At 63.7% G+C, this 18,977-nt stretch carries 16 protein-coding genes; 5 read left to right on the top strand and 11 right to left on the bottom strand.

Going from position 1 to position 18,977, the window contains the following annotated elements; genetic code table 11:
- Positions 1-27 precede the first annotated feature (27 nt).
- From G5V57_RS32655 to G5V57_RS32635, 5 genes are read right to left on the bottom strand one after another with little or no spacing between them, the layout of a single operon-like run.
- Complete coding sequence (locus tag G5V57_RS32655; protein ID WP_165173256.1) at positions 28-552, bottom strand: hypothetical protein; 525 nt, start codon at positions 550-552, stop codon at positions 28-30.
- A complete protein-coding gene (locus tag G5V57_RS32650) occupies positions 545-3,418 on the bottom strand; it encodes a sarcosine oxidase subunit alpha family protein (protein ID WP_165173254.1) in 2,874 nt (957 codons plus the stop codon). The genes G5V57_RS32655 and G5V57_RS32650 overlap by 8 nt, the downstream gene beginning before the upstream one ends.
- Entirely contained in the window at positions 3,415-3,684 is a 270-nt protein-coding gene (locus G5V57_RS32645; RefSeq protein WP_165173252.1) for a sarcosine oxidase subunit delta, read from the bottom strand. The genes G5V57_RS32650 and G5V57_RS32645 overlap by 4 nt, the downstream gene beginning before the upstream one ends.
- Positions 3,685-3,697: 13 nt before the next feature.
- Entirely contained in the window at positions 3,698-4,951 is a 1,254-nt protein-coding gene (locus tag G5V57_RS32640; protein WP_165173250.1) for a sarcosine oxidase subunit beta family protein, read from the bottom strand.
- Positions 4,952-4,970: 19 nt separating this feature from the next.
- Positions 4,971-7,385 carry an FAD-dependent oxidoreductase gene (locus G5V57_RS32635; RefSeq protein WP_165173248.1) on the bottom strand — a complete coding sequence of 805 codons (2,415 nt, stop codon included), beginning with the start codon at positions 7,383-7,385 and terminating at the stop codon, positions 4,971-4,973.
- A gap of 188 nt (positions 7,386-7,573) precedes the next feature.
- Between G5V57_RS32635 and G5V57_RS32630 the strand changes: the two genes are divergently transcribed.
- The 5 genes from G5V57_RS32630 to G5V57_RS32610 are packed head-to-tail and all read left to right on the top strand — an operon-like array spanning position 7,574 to position 13,028.
- Positions 7,574-9,259, top strand: a complete 1,686-nt coding sequence (locus G5V57_RS32630; RefSeq protein WP_165173246.1) for a peptide ABC transporter substrate-binding protein — start codon at positions 7,574-7,576, stop codon at positions 9,257-9,259.
- A 32-nt stretch (positions 9,260-9,291) separates the two neighbouring features.
- Positions 9,292-10,248: an ABC transporter permease gene (locus tag G5V57_RS32625; protein ID WP_165173244.1), complete on the top strand. Its 957-nt coding sequence runs from the start codon at positions 9,292-9,294 to the stop codon at positions 10,246-10,248.
- Positions 10,238-11,122, top strand: a complete 885-nt coding sequence (locus G5V57_RS32620) for an ABC transporter permease (RefSeq protein ID WP_165173242.1) — start codon at positions 10,238-10,240, stop codon at positions 11,120-11,122. The genes G5V57_RS32625 and G5V57_RS32620 overlap by 11 nt, the downstream gene beginning before the upstream one ends.
- Positions 11,119-12,075 (top strand): ABC transporter ATP-binding protein, encoded by a 957-nt coding sequence (locus G5V57_RS32615; protein WP_165173240.1) that lies wholly within the window; start codon positions 11,119-11,121, stop codon positions 12,073-12,075. The genes G5V57_RS32620 and G5V57_RS32615 overlap by 4 nt, the downstream gene beginning before the upstream one ends.
- Complete coding sequence (locus G5V57_RS32610; protein ID WP_165173238.1) at positions 12,072-13,028, top strand: oligopeptide/dipeptide ABC transporter ATP-binding protein; 957 nt, start codon at positions 12,072-12,074, stop codon at positions 13,026-13,028. Before G5V57_RS32615 ends, G5V57_RS32610 begins: the two co-directional genes overlap by 4 nt.
- Positions 13,029-13,353: 325 nt before the next feature.
- Here the strand turns inward: G5V57_RS32610 and G5V57_RS32605 are convergent, their stop codons facing one another.
- From G5V57_RS32605 to G5V57_RS32580, 6 genes are all read right to left on the bottom strand, one after another.
- Positions 13,354-14,355: a Gfo/Idh/MocA family protein gene (locus tag G5V57_RS32605; RefSeq protein ID WP_165173226.1), complete on the bottom strand. Its 1,002-nt coding sequence runs from the start codon at positions 14,353-14,355 to the stop codon at positions 13,354-13,356.
- Between the two features lie 21 nt (positions 14,356-14,376).
- Complete coding sequence (locus tag G5V57_RS32600; RefSeq protein WP_165173224.1) at positions 14,377-15,147, bottom strand: SDR family NAD(P)-dependent oxidoreductase; 771 nt, start codon at positions 15,145-15,147, stop codon at positions 14,377-14,379.
- The gene (locus tag G5V57_RS32595; protein ID WP_165173222.1) at positions 15,140-16,108 is read right to left on the bottom strand and encodes a branched-chain amino acid ABC transporter permease; all 969 of its coding nucleotides are present in this window, start codon (positions 16,106-16,108) and stop codon (positions 15,140-15,142) included. The genes G5V57_RS32600 and G5V57_RS32595 overlap by 8 nt, the downstream gene beginning before the upstream one ends.
- Positions 16,108-16,998, bottom strand: a complete 891-nt coding sequence (locus G5V57_RS32590) for a branched-chain amino acid ABC transporter permease (RefSeq protein WP_165173220.1) — start codon at positions 16,996-16,998, stop codon at positions 16,108-16,110. Before G5V57_RS32590 ends, G5V57_RS32595 begins: the two co-directional genes overlap by 1 nt.
- Positions 16,999-17,332: 334 nt before the next feature.
- On the bottom strand, positions 17,333-18,055 hold the full coding sequence (locus G5V57_RS32585) for an ABC transporter ATP-binding protein (protein ID WP_165173218.1): 723 nt from the start codon (positions 18,053-18,055) through the stop codon (positions 17,333-17,335).
- Positions 18,052-18,825: an ABC transporter ATP-binding protein gene (locus G5V57_RS32580; protein ID WP_165173216.1), complete on the bottom strand. Its 774-nt coding sequence runs from the start codon at positions 18,823-18,825 to the stop codon at positions 18,052-18,054. Before G5V57_RS32580 ends, G5V57_RS32585 begins: the two co-directional genes overlap by 4 nt.
- Between the last annotated feature and the right edge of the window lie 152 nt (positions 18,826-18,977).

Genomic DNA, 18,977 nt, shown 5'->3' with positions numbered 1-18,977 from the left:
TCGGCGAATGATTCTGGCCATAGGCTCTTACAACAAAACCGTCCGTTCAAGCCATCTCCAGAGATAGGGCGCCAGCGCGCGATCAATATGGAGCCGCAGCCGGTCACCATGGCCGTGGCGACAGCACAGAACGGCGGTGCCGGCAAAAAGCAGGCCGGCGCTTGCCGTCGCGCCTTCGGGGTCAAGGGTGGTCGCGCGCGCGAACAGAGACGGCGTGGCGGGCCCCTCGATATCGAACATGTGCAGACCGGCGTCGAAGGCGGTCACCGCAAAGCCTTGTTCGTGCCAGCCCGGCTCGATAGCGAGCACCGAGGTCGATACCACCAGAATGCGGTCGCGGGCGACGCGCAATGCGTAAGGGTCGCCCTGGACGATCGTAAGGGCTCCAGCCGCCGCGCCGTCCAAGCCCGCTTGCTCGTACCAGGCGCCGAGATTGCCGCTTATGAGATACTGGCTGAAGCCGGCGAGCGAGCGGATGGCGAGACCGGGTGCAGTGATGGTGGCGGTTCGCCAATCGGGCGCCGGTGACCATTTTTCGGCGAGATCACGCATTGAGCCGCTCTCCAGAAGGATCGAAGGCGCACGGGGCGGCAATCGTCGCACGCCGCCTTTGCCCCATATGCTGGAAGTCGATCGTCTCGCCATGACGCGCAGCACCGCGCTCGATGAGACTCAAGGCGATCGGCCGCCCCAGGGTCGGGCTGTTGTAACTCGAGGTCACGAAGCCCTGGCTGCGGACAGCGCCGTTGACGTGTTTGATGCCATGGGCACCCACCGCGAGCAGCGGCTCTCCGTCCGCCACGGCGAGACCCACCAGCTGCAGACGATCGTCTCTTCGCGCGACATCGGTGAAGAGCGAGCGGCGTCCGACATATTCGCTCCGGCGCTTCATGCGCGGGCCGTCGATGCCCAGATCATGCGGCAGCGTCGTGCCGTCGGTATCCTTGCCGATGACGATATAGCCTTTCTCGGCGCGCAGGATCATCAAGGCTTCGAGGCCGATCGTGACGGCGTCGAAGGCCTTGCCGGCCTCCTGCAAGCGCTCCCAAAGCGTTCCCGCCCGGTCGGCGCGGATCGATAGTTCATAGCTGCGATCGCCGGTGAAGCTGACGCGCGCGACCCGCAGCCGATCTTTGCCGAACCTCGCCTCCTTGACCGCCATGTGCGGCAGATCGGCGTCGTCGAGCGCGAGATCGAGGCCGAGCGAGGCGATGAGATGGCGCGCGGCGGGCCCCGATACGGTGAGCGTCGCCATTTCGGAAGTGGCGTTGTGGATATAGACCGCCCGGCGCCCGAAACGGTCCTGCCGCCATTCCTCCAGACGCGCATGCACGGCGGCGACATGCGAGGTGGAGCAGGAGACGATGAAGCGATGTTCGTCGAGGCGGACAAGAATGCCGTCATCGAAGACGACGCCGTTTTCCGACAGCATGAAGCCGTAGCGGCAGCGTCCGGGTACGAGTGTCGACATGGTGTTGTAGTAGATGAAGTCGACAAAGGCTGCAGCCTCAGGGCCGATAACTTCGATCTTGCCGAGGGTGGAGCCGTCGAACAGGGCCACTGAAAGGCGGGCGCGCCGCGCCTCGTCCTGGATCGCGCCATCGGCGTCCGCGCCGCCATAGTGAGCCGGACGCAGCCAGCCGCCATATTCCTGGAACACCGCACCGCTGGCGCGATGCAGGTTTTCAAGGGGCAGGCGGCGCACCGGCGCCATCAGCTCGCCGCCCCGCAGGCCGGCAAAACTCGTCAAGGGCACCGGCGTGAAGGGTGGACGGTAGGTCGTGGTGCCGGTTTCGGCGATCGGGCGGCCGGCGATGTCGGCCATCAGGGCCAGGCCGGCGAGATTCGAGGTCTTGCCCTGATCGGTCGCCATGCCGAGCGTGGTGTAGCGCTTGAGATGTTCGACCGAAACGAAGTTCTCCCGCGCTGCAAGCTCGACATCCTTGGCCGTCACATCACTCTGATAGTCGATCCATACGCGCCCTTTCGATCCCGGAGCGGGCCATGCCGCTACGATGCCGCCGGTCGTCTCGCGGCCGGTGCTGACGGGAGCTGGAGATTTGGCTTCACCGAGCGTTGCCGTTGCCCGCGCGGCATCGGCGAAGACTTCGGAAAGCGAGACTGTTCCATTGGCGGCACCCGCGACCCAAATCCCCTCTATCGGATCCCCCGGCAGAAAGGCCGAGCGTGTCTCGCTCCAGACAAGCTTGCCGCGCGCCTGGCAGAACAGATGGATGGTCGGCGTCCAGCCGCCGGAAACCAGGACGCTGTCGGCGGCAAGCGATATGCCGTCGTCGAGCGTGACACCGGTGACGCGCAACTTGCCTTGAGCAACAGCGATCTGACGTCCGACGAGACGCTTAACGCCCGCCGGGGTGGTCGGGGATCCCTCCTTGCGCATATCGACCAGCGTGACCTCGGCACCCGCCTCAGTCAGCGCGCCTGCCACCTCATAGGCGCTGTCATTGCTGGTGGCGACGATCACCCGGCGCCCGACACGCACGCCGTAGTGGCGCAAATAAACGAGCGCCGCATCGGCCGACATGATGCAAGGAAGGTCGTTGTTGGCGAAAGCCAATGGCCGCTCGATGGCACCGGTCGCGAGTATGATCCGGCGCGGCCTGACCCGCCATAGCGTGTCCGGCCGTCCATCATGATGGCGCTGGTTGAGGGCGACGAGATGGTGATCATAGATGCCGAAGGCGGTGGTCGAGGGGAGGACGATATGGCCGGCCCCGCTGAGCGCCGCGACCGTGGCCTCGGCCCAACGGGGGCCAGGTTCGCCGTCGACTGCGCCGTCGCGATGGCCAAGCGAGCCGCCGGGCACAAATTGCTCGTCGACAAGCATGACCGATCGGCCGGCGCCTGCCGCCAAACGTGCAGCGGCGAGACCCGCCGGCCCGGCACCGATGATCAGCACATCGCAGTGATGATTGATCTGGTCCGCCGGCCTGGGCTCCGCCCAGGCCGGATCGATCGTGCCGAGCCCCGCCATGGCGCGGATACCGGGCTCGAAGCGATGCCAGTCCGGCCACATGAAGGTCTTGTAGTAGAAGGCGGCCGGAATGAAGCGCGCGAAGCGGTCGAGGAACACGCGGCGATCACGGGCGGCATCGGGCGAGGCATTGACGCTGCGCACGATGATCTCGTGCCGGGCGGGCTCCGTCGTGGCGCGCATATTGGGGCCGCGGCCGGCGATATCGACGAGAGCATTGGGCTCCTCGACGCCGGAGCTCCATATGCCGCGTGGCCGGTGATACTTGAAGCTGCGGCCGACAATCGCGACGTCGCTGGCGAGGAGTGCCGAGGCGATCGTGTCGCCGGCGAAGGCTTCGAGCTCGCGCCCGTCGAAGCTGAAGGAGATCGGGCGCGAACGGTCGATGGCGCTGCCACCGGATGAAAGGCGTTCGGCGCTCATTCGGGGTGCTTTCCATCTGTGAGCGCGTGCGTCGCGGTGACGGTGTGGCCGACGCTGTCACGCTCCATCACGAAGAATTCGCCGCAAGCCATGTGGACCCAGACCTCGCGGGCGGCACCCTTCGGATTATTGCGCATGTAAAGGTAGTCCCCCCAGCGTTCGGCCGGCACATCGGCGCCTTCGGGGCGCGCATTGCCGGCATCGCCGCCATAGTGGAATTCGCTTTCCTCGCGCGGGCCACAGAAGGGACAAATGAATATCTGCATGGTCTGTCCTGCCTTAATGCGCGATGCCGGAGCCGGCCGCCTCGTCGATGAGCTTTCCGGTGACGAAGCGGTCGAGATCGAAGGGGCGGCTTATGTCATTGTGCCGGCCGGTGGCGAGAAGATGCGCGAGCAGCGTGCCGCCGGCCGGAATGGCCTTGAAGCCGCCGGTGCCCCAGCCGCAATTGAGGAACAGGCCCGGCAAGGGCGATTCGCCGATGATCGGCGAGGAGTCGGGCACCACATCGACAATGCCGGCCCATTGCCGCATCAGCTTGAGCTGGCCGAAAGCGGGAAACATCTCGAGGAGGCCCGCGATCACGCCTTCGAGCGTGGGCAGATTGCCGCGCTGGCCGTAAGAGGGAATGCGGTCGAGCGCGCCGCCGATGACGATCTCGCCCTTGTCCGATTGGCTGACATAGACGCCGGTGCCGGGCGAGAGAACGACGGTGTCGAGGATCGGCTTGACCGGCTCCGACACGCAGGCCTGCAAGGCATAGGAATTGATCGGCAGGCGAAAACCGGCTTTGGCGGCGAGTACCGAGGAGTGCCCGGCGACGGCCATACCGATGCGCTCGGCACGCATCTCGCCCCGTGTGGTCTCGACACCGCGGCAACGCCCGCCTGCGACGATGAAATCCGTGACTTCGCAATTCTGGATGATGTCGACGCCAAGGCTATTCGCGGCGCGCGCATAGCCCCAAGCCACCGCGTCATGGCGCGCTGTGCCCGCTCGACCCTGCCAAACGCCCCCAAACACCGGAAAGCGCGCCGCAGGCGAAAAATTGAAGATCGGCGCCACCCGGCGCACATCCTCCACCGAATAAAGCTCCGCATCGGTGCCGTTGATCTGCATGGCGTTGACCGTGCGCGCGGCGATTTCCATCTCGATCATGCTGTGGCAGAGCGAGATCATGCCGCGCTGCGAGAGCATAATGTTGTAGTTCAGCTCCTTCGCCAGGCCCTCATAGAGCCGGTGCGCCAAGCCGTAGAGCGCCACGCTTTCGGGATAATAGTAGTTGGAGCGCACGACGGTGGTGTTGCGCCCGGTATTGCCGCCGCCGATCCAGCCCTTTTCCAGAACCGCGACATTGGCGATGCCATGCGTCCTGGCGAGGTAATAGGCCGTGGCGAGGCCGTGGCCGCCGCCGCCGATGATGATCGCATCATAGGTCTTGCGGGGGGCAGGCGACCGCCAGGCGGGTTCCCATCCCGTCTGGCCGGCCAATCCCTCCTTGAAAAGTGAGAAGGCGGAATAGCGGCGGGTCATCTGGCGGGTGTCCTGGCGCTCATGCGCGCAACTTCCTTCCTTCCGGATCATAGGGGGAGGCGGGAATGACACGCGCGGCCCGTTCGACGCCGACGATATGGGTGGACAGCCCTCGGCCGATTTCGGCCGCCTCCTGCTCGACCAGCGCCATCGCCAGGCTCTTGCGGACGGTATGGCCATAGCCGCCCGAGGTGATGAAGCCGACCCGGTGTCCCTTGTCCCAGACCGGCTCATAGCCACCGGCGTCGGCATCCTCGGCATCGATCTCCAGCGTGACGAGCGTCCGCCGCGGCTTGCCGTCCTCTCTTTCCTTCAGAGCGGCGTCGCGGCCGATGAATTCCCCCTTCTCGAAAGCGATCCAGCGGTCCATGCCGGTTTCAGCGGCCGTATAGCCTTGGGTGAATTCACGCGACCAGATGCCGAAACTCTTTTCGAGCCGCAAGGCATTGACGGCGCCGAAGCCATATTCGACGACGCCAAGATCGTGGCCGGCTTCGAGAAGCGTCCGCCTCAGTGTCGCATGCTCGTTGGCCCGGCAGCTGATCTCGTAGCCAAGCTCGCCGACGACCGAGAGCCGGCCGACCTTGGCGCGGATCAGCCCGACATCGAGGGTGCGGCAGGCGAGGAAGCCGAAAGCCTTGTGCGAGACATCCTCATGCGTCACGCGTTCGAGCACCTGGCGCGCGGCGGGACCTGCCAGCGAGAAACCTACTACATCGTCGGAAATGTCGCGCACGGCGACGCCGTCGGCCAGATGCTGCTCGAACCAGCGCATATGCCATTGCCGGAGATAATAGGAGCCCATGATCCACCAGGTGCCGTCGCCCCAGTTGAAGACGGTCAGATCACCCTTGAGCCTGCCGTTCTCGCCCAGCATCGGCGCCAGCCGGGCGCGACCGGGCTTGGGCAGTTTGCACGCAAGGAGGCGGTCGAGCCAGCGCGCGGCACCGGGGCCCGTCACTTCGTAGCGGGAGAAGGCCGTGATATCGAGAAGGCCTACGCCGGAGCGGACTTTGCGGCATTCCTCGCCGACAAGATCGAAAGCGGCGGAGCGCTTGAGGGTCGGTGGCTCCTCGAAATCCCTGGGCGCGAAATAAAGGGGCACTTCCATGCCCCAGGAATTGCCCCAGCGGGCGCCCGCGGCGGTCATCGCGTCATGCGCGCCCGCCGTCTTCAGCGGCCGGCCAGCCGGCAGCTGCTCATTGGGATAACTCATGACGAAGCGGCGCGAGTAGAACTGGCCGGTCGTCTGGCGGATATAGTCGCGGTTCGCGGCGAAGTCGCCATAGCGGGCGACGTCCATGCCGAAGACATCGGCCTCCGGCTCGCCATGGATCATCCATTCGGCCAGCGACTTGCCGACGCCGCCGCCTTGCAGGAAGCCGGCCATGACGCCGCAGGCGACCCAGTAATTCGGCACGCCGCGCACCGGCCCGACCAGCGGGTTGCCGTCCGGCGAGAAGGTGAAGGCGCCATTCACCCAGCGCTTGATTCCCGCCGTCTCAAGACAGGGATAGCGGCTGAAACCCAAAGCCAGCTCATCGGCAATGCGGTCCTTGTCCTCCTGGATCAATTCGATGCCATAGTCCCATGGCGCACCGTCCATGTTCCAGTGCTTGTGATTGATCTCGTAAATGCCGAGCAGCATGCCTTTCTGCTCCTGGCGCATATAGGTGAAGCCTTCGAGGTCGACGATCAGCGGCAGCTCTTCGTCGAGCGCCTTGATCTCGGGGAGGGCCTCGGTAACAAGATAGTGGTGCTCCATCGGCGAGACAGGCAGTTCGATGCCTGCCATGCGTCCAACCCGCTTGGCCCACAGGCCGGCGGCGTTGACGACATGCTCGGCGACAATCGTTCCCTGTTCCGTCACCACGTCCCAATGGCCGTCGGGCCTGAGCTTGAGCTCGATTACACGATTGTGCTCGATCACCGTTGCGCCACGACGGCGCGCGGCCTTAGCATAGGCATGCACGGTTCCGGACGGATCGATATGGCCTTCCCTTGCCGCATAAAGCCCGCCCAGCACGCCTTCCGTGTTGAGGATGGGGCAGCGCTTGCGGATCTCGTCGACGCCGACGAGATGGACGTCGTCGATCCCCATGGTCTGGAAGATGCGGTAGGAAGCCTTGAGCCACTCCCAGCGTGCAGGCGCGGAGGCAATGGAAATACCGCCCGTCATGTGCATGCCGATGTCCTGGCCGGATTCCTTCTCGACTTCCGAGAGGAGGTCGATCGTATAGGCCTGGAGTGCTGCGATATTGGGATCGGCGTTCAAAGCATGAAAGCCACCGGCGGCATGCCAGCTCGAGCCGGCGGTCAGCACCTCACGCTCGACCAGGACCACATCGGTCCAGCCGAATTTCGCCATGTGATAGAGGACGGATGCTCCCACCACGCCGCCGCCGATCACCACTGCCCGATAATGCGATTTCATGCCGTATCTCCTTCACCGGAGCGGCAGGCTAGGCTTAGTAGACACATATGTCTAGTACTCTGCTTAGCACCTGCAATATGCTGCGCCGCAACTGAAGGAGTTAGTGTACATGCTTGTCTAGTTATGTTTGATGAGTTAGCTTTGGGGTTTACCTACGGTCGGCAAGACCGCAAAACAAAGGGAGTGAAATGATGAGTGACGTCGCCGATGAACTGCCAGTCGCTTCGCTCAACCGCCGGGAACTTTTGCGCTCCGGCAGCCTGCTTGGCCTGACGCTGCCTTTCGCCGGCGGCCTCGGTGCCGCGGCTTTGTCTGGTCTTGGCGCGCAGCCCGCAAATGCCGCGGCAGCCGGTCAGTTGGTGATCGGCGTCACCCAGGAAGCAGTGAATTTCAACCCGCTGCTCTATGTGAATACCGGGGTCGAGACCTCGGTCGAATTCATCGTCTTCGATGCGCTATGGAAATTCGACCCCGAAGGCAAGCTCATCGCCAATCTTGCCGCCGAGATTCCGACCCAGGAGAATGGCGGCCTGTCCGCCGACGGCCTGACCTGGACGATCAAGCTGCGCCCCGATGTCAAATGGCATGATGGCAAGCCCTTCACGGCCGCCGACGTGATCTTCACGCTCGACGTCATCCGCGATCCGAAGGTGGTGGTGCGCAGCCGCAACGGCCATGAGCATGCCGAAAGCTACGAAGCGGTCGACGACCACACCGTGCGCGTCAAGCTCAAGGAGAGCTATGCCCCCTATGTGGTGTCGTGGCAAAAGACGAGCATCATTCCGAAGCACATATTGAGCGGCATCGACATCAACACGGCGCCGTTCAATACTTCGCCGATTGGCACGGGGCCGTTCAAGTTCAAGAACCGGGTCGCCGGCAGCCATATCGAGTTCGAGCCCAATCCCGATTATCACGGTGGCGCGCCGAAGCTCACCTCGCTGATCCAGAAATATGTGCCGGACCAGCAGACGCTCTATGCCCAGTTCCAGACCGGCGAGGTCGATATTTATGAGCTGCAGGGCATTCCGCCCTTGCTCTACGCCAAGGCCAAGACGCTGCCCAACTGCAAGGTCTCGCCGAGCGCGTCGCCCTTCGTCGAGTTCATCTATTTCAACTGCGGCAAGCCGCAATTCGCGGACAAACGCGTGCGCAAGGCGATCTATATGGCGATCGACAAGAAGGGCTGGATCGACGCCGTTTATTACGGCGTGCCTATTCCGACGCTGAGCTATCTGCCGACTACCCACTGGGCTTACAACAACAAGCTGGTTGATCCAGGCTTCGACCCCGCCAAAGCCGCGGCCCTTCTCGATGAGGCGGGCTGGAAGGTTGCAGATGACGGGGTCAGGGCCAAGGACGGGGTGCGCCTCTCCTTCACCATGTCGACCACAGCCGGCAACAAGGCACGCGAGCAGGCCCAGCAACTGGTCCAGCAGAACCTGAAAAAGGTCAATGTCGAGATGACCATCAAAAATATGCCGGCTTCGGTGGTCTGGGGCGATTACACAGTGAAGAGCGAGTTCGACACGCTCATGGTCGGCTGGGATACCTTGCTTTATCCCGATCCCGATTACGGCGATCGCATCATCTCGACGTCGATCCCGGCCAAGGGCGGCAGCGGCTCCAATTATGTCCAGTACCAGAATCCAGAGATCGACGGGCTCTGCGCCAAGGGAGCGGCGACGGTCAAACAGGACGACCGCAAGCCTATCTATGACCGCATCCAGGAAATCCTTCTGGACGAAATGCCCTTCGCGCCGATCTTCGCCTATCAGACCATCGTCGGGGTGAGAGACCGCGTCGGCGGTTATGTTCTCAATCCCTATACGCCGATCAACACCTGGAATCCGGCGGACTGGACCGCGAGTTGACCTGAGCTGAACGAAGCCAGATTATCCGGGGAATGGCCCGTTTCCTGATCAACCGGCTCATCCAGTCGGCGGTCCTCCTGCTTGGCGTCTCGATCGTCGGCTTCGCGCTGATGCATCTGGCGCCGGGAGGGCCGCTGGCCGTCTATACGCTGAACCCCACGGTCACCGCCCAGGATATCGAGCGGGTCAAGGTGCTGTTCGGCCTCGATAAGCCGGTCTATGTCCAATATCTCAAATGGGCAGGGGGGCTCGTCACCGGCAACTGGGGGTACAGCTTCTTCGGCGGCCAGCAGGTGCGCGAGATCGTTCTGGACCGCCTGCCGGCCACTTTCCTGCTGATGGGGTCGAGCCTGGCATTGGCGCTGGTGATCGGCGTCGCCGCTGGCACGCTGGCGGCGGTGCGCCGCAATTCGGTCTTCGACTATGCGACCGCCATTGGCGCCATGATCGCTTTGTCGCTGCCGACCTTCTGGTTCGGGCTGCTCGCCATCTTCTTTTTCGCGCAGACGCTTGGCTGGTTTCCGGCAGGCGGCATGATGAGCATGAGCGGCGGCGGCTTCCTAGATCTGCTGCACCATATGGTGCTGCCGGTCGCCGTCCTGGCCCTGGTGCTTGTCGCGCAATGGAGCCGCTATACGCGCTCCTCTATGATCGACATCCTCGACCAGGATTTCGTGCGCACCGCGCGCGCCAAAGGGCTCAAATCCTCGCGCGTCCTGGTGAATCACGGGCTCAGGGCAGCGCTGGTGCCGCTGGTGGCGCTGGCCGGCCTGCAATTGCCGCTCCTCGTCGGCGGCGCGCTCGTCACGGAAACAGTGTTCAGCTGGCCCGGCATGGGGCTGCTGTTCATCTCGGCGTTGAGCACCCGCGACTATCCGGTCCTCATGGCGATCCTGATGGTCGGCGCCGTCGTCGTCGTGCTGGGCAATCTGCTCGCTGACATTGTGGTCGCCTTCGTCGATCCCCGGGTGAAGCTCCATGACGACTGACGCCGTCCTCGAAACCCAGGCTCTGGCACCGCCGCGCCGCGTCAGCGCGTTGCGGCGTCTGCTGCGCCATCGTCTGGCGCTGCTGGCGCTGGTGATCCTGGCTATTCTGGTGATCGGGTCGGCGGGCGCGCCCTGGCTCGCGCCGCATGATCCCGAAGAGCTCGACATCGCCAACCGCTATGCGCCGCCTTTGACGGAGGGCCACATACTTGGCAGCGACGATCTCGGACGCGACGTGCTGACCCGGCTTATGTATGCGGGCCAGATCTCGCTTTCGGTAGGGATCGCCGCGATGCTGGTCACGGTCATTGTCGGTTTTTCGGTCGGCGCCTTCGCCGCCTATTACGGTGGTTGGATCGGTGTGCTGCTGATGCGGCTCACCGACATCATGCTGTGTTTTCCGAGCGTGTTCCTGCTTCTGTTCGTGGCCGCTTTCGTAACCCCGAGTCTCGCTTCAATGGCGCTGATGATCGGTCTCACCTGCTGGATGGAGATCGCGCGCATCGTCTATTCGCAGATCCTGGTGCTGAAATCGGCCGACTTCATCGCCGCTGCACGCATGATCGGCACGCCGTCCTGGCGCATCATCCTGCGCCAGATCCTGCCCAATACGCTCGCACCCGTCCTGGTCGCGGCGACCCTCAATACGGCGAATGCCATCCTGCTCGAAAGCTATATCAGCTTCCTGGGCTACGGCATCCAGCCGCCCGAGGCGAGCTGGGGCAACATGCTGACCAATGCGCAGAGCGATTTCCAGGTCGATCCCTGGCTCGCCGTCTTCCCCGGCCTGGCCATCACGCTGGCGGTGACGAGTTTCAACTTCCTCGGCGACGGCCTGCGCGATGCGCTCGATCCGCGGATCCGCGACCGATGACGGGCGAGGGGCCCATCCCATTGCTCAGGGTCGAGAATCTCCTCGTCGCCTTTGGCCGATCGAACGCCGTCGACGGTATTTCTTTCGATGTCGCGCAAGGCGAGATGCTGGGCCTCGTCGGTGAATCGGGCTGCGGCAAGTCGACGACGGCGTTGGCGCTGATGCGGCTCCTGCGCGATGCGCAGCTCGGTGGCGCCGCCTTTCTGGAGGGCGTCGACCTTCTGAGCCTCGACGAGGCGGCGATGCGGGCGCGGCGCGGCGCCGACATCGCCATGATCTTCCAAGATCCGGCAACGGCCCTGCATCCGATGATCCGGGTCGGCGACCAGATCGTCGAGGCCCTGATGGCGCATCTGGAAATATCTCGTCACGAGGCGCGCGGGCGTGCCATCGATCTGCTGCGCAAGGTCGGCATCGCCGCGCCCGAGGAGCGCTTTTCGGTCTATCCGCATGAGATGTCGGGCGGGATGTGCCAGCGCGTGGTGATCGCCATGGCGATGGCCTGTGCACCGCGCCTGCTTCTGGCGGACGAACCAACCACGGCGCTCGATGTCACCGTGCAGGCGCAGATCCTCGAATTGTTGCGCGGCCTCGCCCGCGAGGCTGGCATGGGCGTCATCCTGATCACCCATGATCTGGGCGTTGTCGCCGGCATGACCGACCGCGTTGCGGTCATGTATGCGGGGGCGATCGTGGAAATGGCGGCCACGGAGGAGCTGTTCGCTAACCCGGCGCATCCCTACACGCATGGACTGCTGCGCTCCATTCCGCAGCTCGACAGCGGCTGGGACGAGCCGGTGCCAACCATTCGCGGTAGCGTCGAGGGAGCGGAGTACCAGACGGGCTGCCGCTTCGCGCCGCGCTGTACGAACGCGAACGAAGCCTGCCTGGTTCCGCCGTCGCTGCGGCAGATTGGCGAGGGCCATTTCGTCTCCTGCTGGAATGCGCCATGACGGACATGCTGATCCAAGCGAAGAATCTCGTGCGCCATTACCCGCTCGGCCGGCATCGTATCCTGCATGCGCTCGACGGCGTCGACCTCGGCGTGGCGCGCGGCGCCACATTGGGGCTGGTCGGCGGATCGGGCAGCGGCAAGAGCACACTTGGCCGCATACTGGTCGGTCTGCAGAAGCCGAGCCTGGGCAATGTCCTGTTCGAAGGGAAGGATACGGCCACGCCCGAGCGTTCCTTCGTGGCGCGCCTGCGCCGCGAGCGCCAGATCATCTTTCAGGACCCGTCCGGCGCCCTCAATCCACGTATGACAGTCGGCGCCACGGTGGTGGAGCATCTGCGCGTCCAGGGCTGGTCGCGCGCCGATGCTCGGCGGCAGGCCGCGGCCGCCATCGAGCAGGCGGGCCTCGCCACCGCCTTCATGGCGCGCTACCCACATGAAATATCGGGTGGCCAGCGCCAGCGCGCCGTGATCGCGCGCGCCATCAGCACCGATCCGGCCTTCATCGTGGCCGACGAGCCTGTTTCGGCATTGGACGTCTCGACCCGGGCGCAGATCATGAACCTGCTGCGCCAGCTCCAGGCCGAGCGCGGGCTCACGATGCTGTTCATCAGCCACGATCTGAGCGTCGTCGCCCATATGTGCAGCGATGTCGCCGTCATGCATCTGGGCCGCATCGTCGAGCGCGCCCCGCGCGCCGTCCTGTTCAGGATGCCGCGCCATCCCTATACGGCTGCGCTGCTTTCGGCGATCCCGATCCCCGATCCGGCGCGCGAGCGCCGGCGTGCGCGCATCATCCTGAAAGGCGAGACGCCCAATCCAGCGGACAAGCCCAGTGGCTGCAGCTTCCACACGAGATGTCCGAGAGCCACGGAGCTCTGCCGCGGCATCGATCCGCCGCTGCAACCTATCGGCTTGAACCACCAGATCGCCTGCCATCATCCCCTCGAGTGAGTCGGGCGGGTTCGCTCGCGAACTAAGCCGTTGCACCATGGGTCAATGGCCATAGACGGCGTCCGACGCGATGTTGAAATGAGCGTGATACATAGAGCAAGGTGCCGCTTTTCCTTATTTCTGTGCGACTTCAAGAACGTCTCACGCTAGGTAATTTTTCTCAGTAGCGATCGTTGCGATATTGAAACAATGCGCTGCAACTCTGCAATAGATGTCGGACAGGCGCCATTCATTCTCCGGGTAGCTGCCACCGATATCGGTTGGTGCCGGCGAACCCTAGCTGCTGAAACCGCAACAATGCGGGAGGGCGCTGGAGCGGCTGCGTTCACGCATAAAGCGCCGGCCTTGGTTCCATCGTGATCCGGGAGGGCAGCCCCTCGGCAAGGGCCTTGAGGCCAGCTTCCGCGGCGGTCGATGCGGCATAGCCGTCCCAGGCGCTGGCGCCGACCGCGACGCCCGTCGTGACGGAATTTACCCAGGCCTGCAGCTGCTGCCGGTAAGCTTGAGCGAAGCGCTGCCGCCAGTCCGGCGCGTAGCTTGTCCCGCGTACCAGGTTGATGCTGATCTCACTGTTGACGGGAGAATGAAGCGAGACGGAACCCTTTTCGCAGGCGAGCTCGCCGCGCACATCATAGCCATAGCCGCCATTGTTGTTATTCTCCACATTTACGATCCGCCCTTGAGCGGTCGTGATGACCAGGAAAACCGGCGAGACCTCTCCGAGAGGATCCGAGGTAGAAGGCCGGAAGACCTGAATGCTCTCAAGCTCATCTTCGAGCAGCCAGCGCGCGATATCGATTTCGTGGACCGCCGAGTTGGTTATGGCCATCCTGGAATCGAACCAAGGCGGGGCCGACAGGTTGCGATGAATGCAATGGAAGAAAAGCGGCCGCCCCAATCGGCCGGATTGCAGTGTGGCCTTCATCTCGACATAGGCCGGATCGAAGCGCCGCATATAGCCGACCTGCACCAGACGACGGCCGAGCGCCACTTCCGCCGCTAAAACATCAAGGCATTCGCGCGCGGTAGGCGCCAGAGGCTTTTCGCACAGCACGGGTTTCCTCGCCGCCAGGCAAGCAAGCGTGAGCTCACGATGGGTCTGGTCGGGGGAGGCGATGAGAATGGCGTCGACGCCCGGGTCATTGATGAGGGCCATCGGATTGGCCGCTACATGATCGGCGCCGGTCGCATCGGCAACGGATCTGGCGCGCCCGGGATCGGTATCCGTCACCGCATGCAAGCGGACGCCCGCCACTTGCGATGCGAGGATGCGTGCATGATCGGCGCCCATCACGCCTGTCCCGATAATGCCCACCGAAATCGTCATGCCATGCTCCGCGGAGCTATCTCAAAGCGCGGTAAACCCGCCGTCGATCAGGATCGTCTCGCCGCAGACGAGGTCCGAGGCATGCGAGGCGAGGTAAAGCACGAGATCAGCCACTTCCTGCGGCTTGCCAAAGCGGCCGAGCGGCGTCCTGTCGAGCATCGGCTTGCCCTTGGCTGGATCCCCCCAGACCTGCTCGCCCATGGGGGTAAGGATAATCGTCGGGCAGATGGCGTTGGTCTGGATATTGTGCCTGGCCCATTCGCAGGTCATGACCTTGGTCAGCATGTTGAGGCCGCCCTTGGAGGCTGAATAGGCGGCATGGCCGTCGATGGCGACGATGCCGGCCTGCGACGAGATATTGATGATCTTGCCGGCGCGCTGGGCGATCATCTTGGGCGCCAGCTCCTTGGCAAGTAGGAAGGGCGCGCGGAGATTGACCGCCATGGTCTTGTCCCAGTCGTCGATCGACGCTTCGAGCAGCGTGTCGATCAGGGCGATGCCGGCATTGTTGACCAGGATGTCGATGGTGCCGAAGCTCTGCAGCGCCGTGCGCGCCGCCTCGATAGGGCCCTCGGCGCTGGCGAGATCGGCCGCGATCGTCACGCATTTGCGCCCCAGGGCTTCGACCGCTCGGCTGACCTCGGCGAGGCCCGCCTCGTCACGCCCCACGGCGGCGATATCAGCGCCGGCATCGGCCAGAACCTTGCAGATGTCGAGACCGATGCCCTTGGTGGCGCCGGTGACGAGTGCCGCCTTGCCGGTGAGCGAGAAGCGTTTGATCCAGTCAGCCATGGGTCTTGTCTTTGTCCTTGTCAAAAGCGATGCCGGGCGAACGTTCGGGCAGAAGCCCTGAGCGGTATCTCTGCAGAACAACCTGCAACAATAGGCCGATCAGCAGCATGCGGATATAAGACGATCGTGTGGCGAGCTCCGCCGGAAAGCGGTTGGTCAATATCTCGGTCAGAGACCAGATGGCCCAGACGGCGAGCGCGCCCACGATGGCGCCCTTGTTGTTGCCGCTACCGCCCATCATCAGCATCACCCAGACCAGAAAGGTGATGAACAGCGGCTCGGTCGCCTCGGGGGAGAGGAAGCGGAAATAATGGGCGCTGAGGGCGCCGGCGATGCCCATCAGCGCCGCGCCGATGACGAAGGTCTGCAGCCGGAAGGCGTCGACATCCTTGCCGACGGCGCGGGCGGCGTCCTCATTGTCGCGCACGGCGCGCAAGGTGCGGCCCCAGGGGCTGTCATAGAGGCGGTTGCAGATCAGATAAACGATACCCACGACCAGCCAGACGAAGACGAGAAAGAGGATGTCGGCGGCGCGGCCCTGGACCAGCCCATCGAAGGGGCGCGGGATGTTGGTGATGCCGAGGCTGCCATTGGTCAGCCAGTCCTCATTGACGATCACCATGCGCAGGATCTCGGCAATGCCGATCGAAGCCATAGCGAGATAGTCGCTCTTGAGCCTGATGCAGATCTTGGCGACGGCCCAGCCGGTGAGGCCGGCGGTCACCGCGGCGGCGATGATGCCGACCACCACGGGAAGCTCATAGCCGCCCAGATGCGTCGCGGCCGGAGCGGCGGTTAGCAGGGCCGATGTATAGGCGCCGACGGCGAAGAAGCCGGCAATGCCGGCATTGAAAAGTCCGCCATAGCCCCATTGCACATTGAGGGCGAGGCAGAGAATGGCATAGATGCCGCCCATGATCAGGAAGGCGACGAGATAGAACAGGAGGCCAACCGGATCCATCAGAAGAGCCTCCCCTTGAGCAGGCCCTGCGGGCGAAAGATAAGCAGGATCACCATGATGAGGAAGGCGGTCGCGGTCTTGTAGCTCGGATTGATCAAGGGCTCGTCGGTGATCCAGGGATAGGAAGACAGCTCCTCGATCAGTCCGATGACCATGCCGCCCAGAAGCGCCCCCATGGGCTTGCCGATGCCACCCAAAACAGCTGCCGCGAACATCGGCAGAATGAGGTTCCAGCCGAGATTGGGCTGGATGTTGGTGTCGAGGCCGGCAAGAACGCCGGCGATTGCCGCGAGGCTGCCGCCGATGATCCAGGTCGAGCGCACGACCTTCTCGGTGTCGAGCCCCGCCACCCGGGCGAGTTCGGCGTTGTCGGAGACGGCGCGCATGGAGCGGCCGGTCCGGGTGCGCGACAGGAAATAATGAAGCGCGATCGCGACCACTACGATGATCGCGATCGACTCGATGTGGAGCAGGGAAACGCGAATCAAATCAAAGAGAACGACTGGTTTCTGCACACCCCGGATGAACACTTCGTTCTGCGAGCCCCAGATGAGCTGGATGAGCGAGCGGAAGATCAGCGCGACGCCGAAAGAGGCGATCACGGTGTAGATGGTCGGCAGGTCGCGCAGCGGCTTGTAGAAGACCTTGTCGACGGCGAGCACCGCCAGCACCACCAGCACGATGCCGACGGGGAGCATCAGCAGCGGATGCAGCCCTGACATCCAGACAGCCGTCAGCGTGCCATAGGCGCCGAGCGTCATCACATCGCCATGGGCGAAGTGAGCGAAGCGCAATATGCCGAAGATCATCGAGATACCGATGGCGCCCAACGCATAGACCGAGCCGAGCGCCAGGCCGGGGATCAGGTAGAAGTTGATGAACTCCATCATGACGGGCGCTCATCGCTCAGGGAAATTACGGCGGGTATCGCCTCAAATTTTCCGCCTTGCGGGAGAGGGTGGCCGAAGGCCGGGTGAGGGTGTCTTTCCACAGGCGATATTCTTAAAGGCCTGCTGCTGCACCGAATGCAGTTCTGTGACAGCGCCGTTTGCCCGACCAGCACCCTCATCCGTCCTATCGGGCACCTGACCCGGCCTCCGCTTGCGCTCCGGCGCTCGGTACTCAAAAAGGTCCACTGGACCTTTTTGACGGCTTCGCCGTCGTACCTCGCCCCGCAAGCGGGAGAAGGGGAATACGGAGGGGTTAGCTTAAAGAGGCTATCCATCATGACGGGCGAGCACCTCCCAGGAAGGAGCGGCGGATCTCGTCATTGGCGAGGAGACTGGCGCCGGTGTCGGAGGCGAAGTTGCGGCCATTGACCAGGACATAGGCGCGGTCGGCGATGCTCAGCGCCTGTCTGGCATTCTGCTCGACCATCAGGATGGTGATGCCGGTCTCGCGGATATCGAGGATCAGATCGAAGATGCGCTCGAGATAGGCGGGCGACAGGCCGGCGGTCGGCTCGTCGAGCAGGAGCAGCTTGGGCTCGCTCATCAGCGCGCGGCCAAGTGTGACCATCTGGCGCTGGCCGCCCGAGAGCTCGCCCGCCGGCTGGTCGAGCTTGGCCTTGAGGTCGGGGAAGAGGGTGAGAACGCTCTCTTCGACCTGCGCCCGGTTGCGCGGCGGCGCCGCATAGGTGCCGATATCGAGATTTTCCCTCACGGTGAGGGAAGGGAAGATATTGCGCGTCTGCGGCACGGCGGCGATGCCCATGGGCACCAGTTTCTGGGTCGCCAGCCGTGAAATCTCCTGGCCCGCAAACTGGATCGAGCCTGAGATGATGCTGGTCAACGCGAAGACCGACTTGAGCACCGTCGACTTGCCGGCGCCATTGGGCCCGATGACGACGATGATCTCCTTCGGCGCCACCCGGAGATTGATTTTGTCGATGATGGGCAGGCCGCCATAGCCGGCGGTGAGGCGGTCAATGGCGAGAAGGGCACTCACAGGCCGACCTCGTATTTGCCGCCGCCGAAATAGGCCTCGATGACGTCCTCGTCCTGACGCACCTCCTCGATCGTGCCGCGGGTGAGGAGGGACCCTTGCGCCATCACGATGACATCGGAGCAGAGTCTAGAGACATAATCGAGGTCATGCTCGATGAGGCAGAAGGTAAAGCCGCGCTCGGCATTGAGGCGCTTGATCTTCTCGGCAATTTTGCCGAGCAGCGTGCGGTTGATGCCGGCGCCGATCTCGTCGAGCAGGATCAGGCGCGGCTCGCGCATCAAGGTGCGGCCGAGCTCGAGCAGTTTCTTCTGGCCGCCCGAGAGATTGCCGGCCTTCTCGTTCTTCACAGGGGAAAGCTCGAGGAAGTCGAGCGTATCGCGGGCGCGCTCATAGACGGCGCGCTCCTCGCGCAGAAACAGGCCTCGGCGCAGAACGGCGTTGAAGGCATTCTCACCCTGGCTGGTGTCGCCGGAGACCATCAGATTCTCGAGCACGGTCAGGCCGCCGAATTCATGCGGGATCTGGAAGGTGCGGGCGAGGCCCTTGCGGCTTCTCACATGGGGAGGAAGATGGGTGATGTCCTCGCCTTCGAGCAGCACGCGGCCGGAAGTGGGGAAAAGCCGTCCGGCGATGATGTTGAAGAGCGTCGTCTTGCCGGCGCCATTGGGGCCGATGAGGCCGGTGATCACGCCCTTGTCGATGGCAAAGCTGACATCATCGACGGCATGGAGGCCGCCGAAGCGCATAACGATGTTTTCAAGCGTGATCACGAGGCCTCTGGTCCGAAATCCCCTCTCCCCCTGCGGGGGAGAGGGTTAGGGTGAGGGGGAACCTGTGCGCAAGTCAGGATGAGCTGTTGGGTAGCCTTCTCGGCTGATCCCCCTCACCCTCCCAATGCTGCGCATTGGATCCCTCCCTCTCC

Origin of the sequence: Nordella sp. HKS 07 (assembly GCF_011046735.1) — a bacterium.
Lineage (GTDB): Bacteria > Pseudomonadota > Alphaproteobacteria > Rhizobiales > Aestuariivirgaceae > Taklimakanibacter.
The sequence above is the reverse complement of the archived record's forward strand: the minus strand, read 5'-3'. Positions and strand labels throughout refer to the sequence as shown.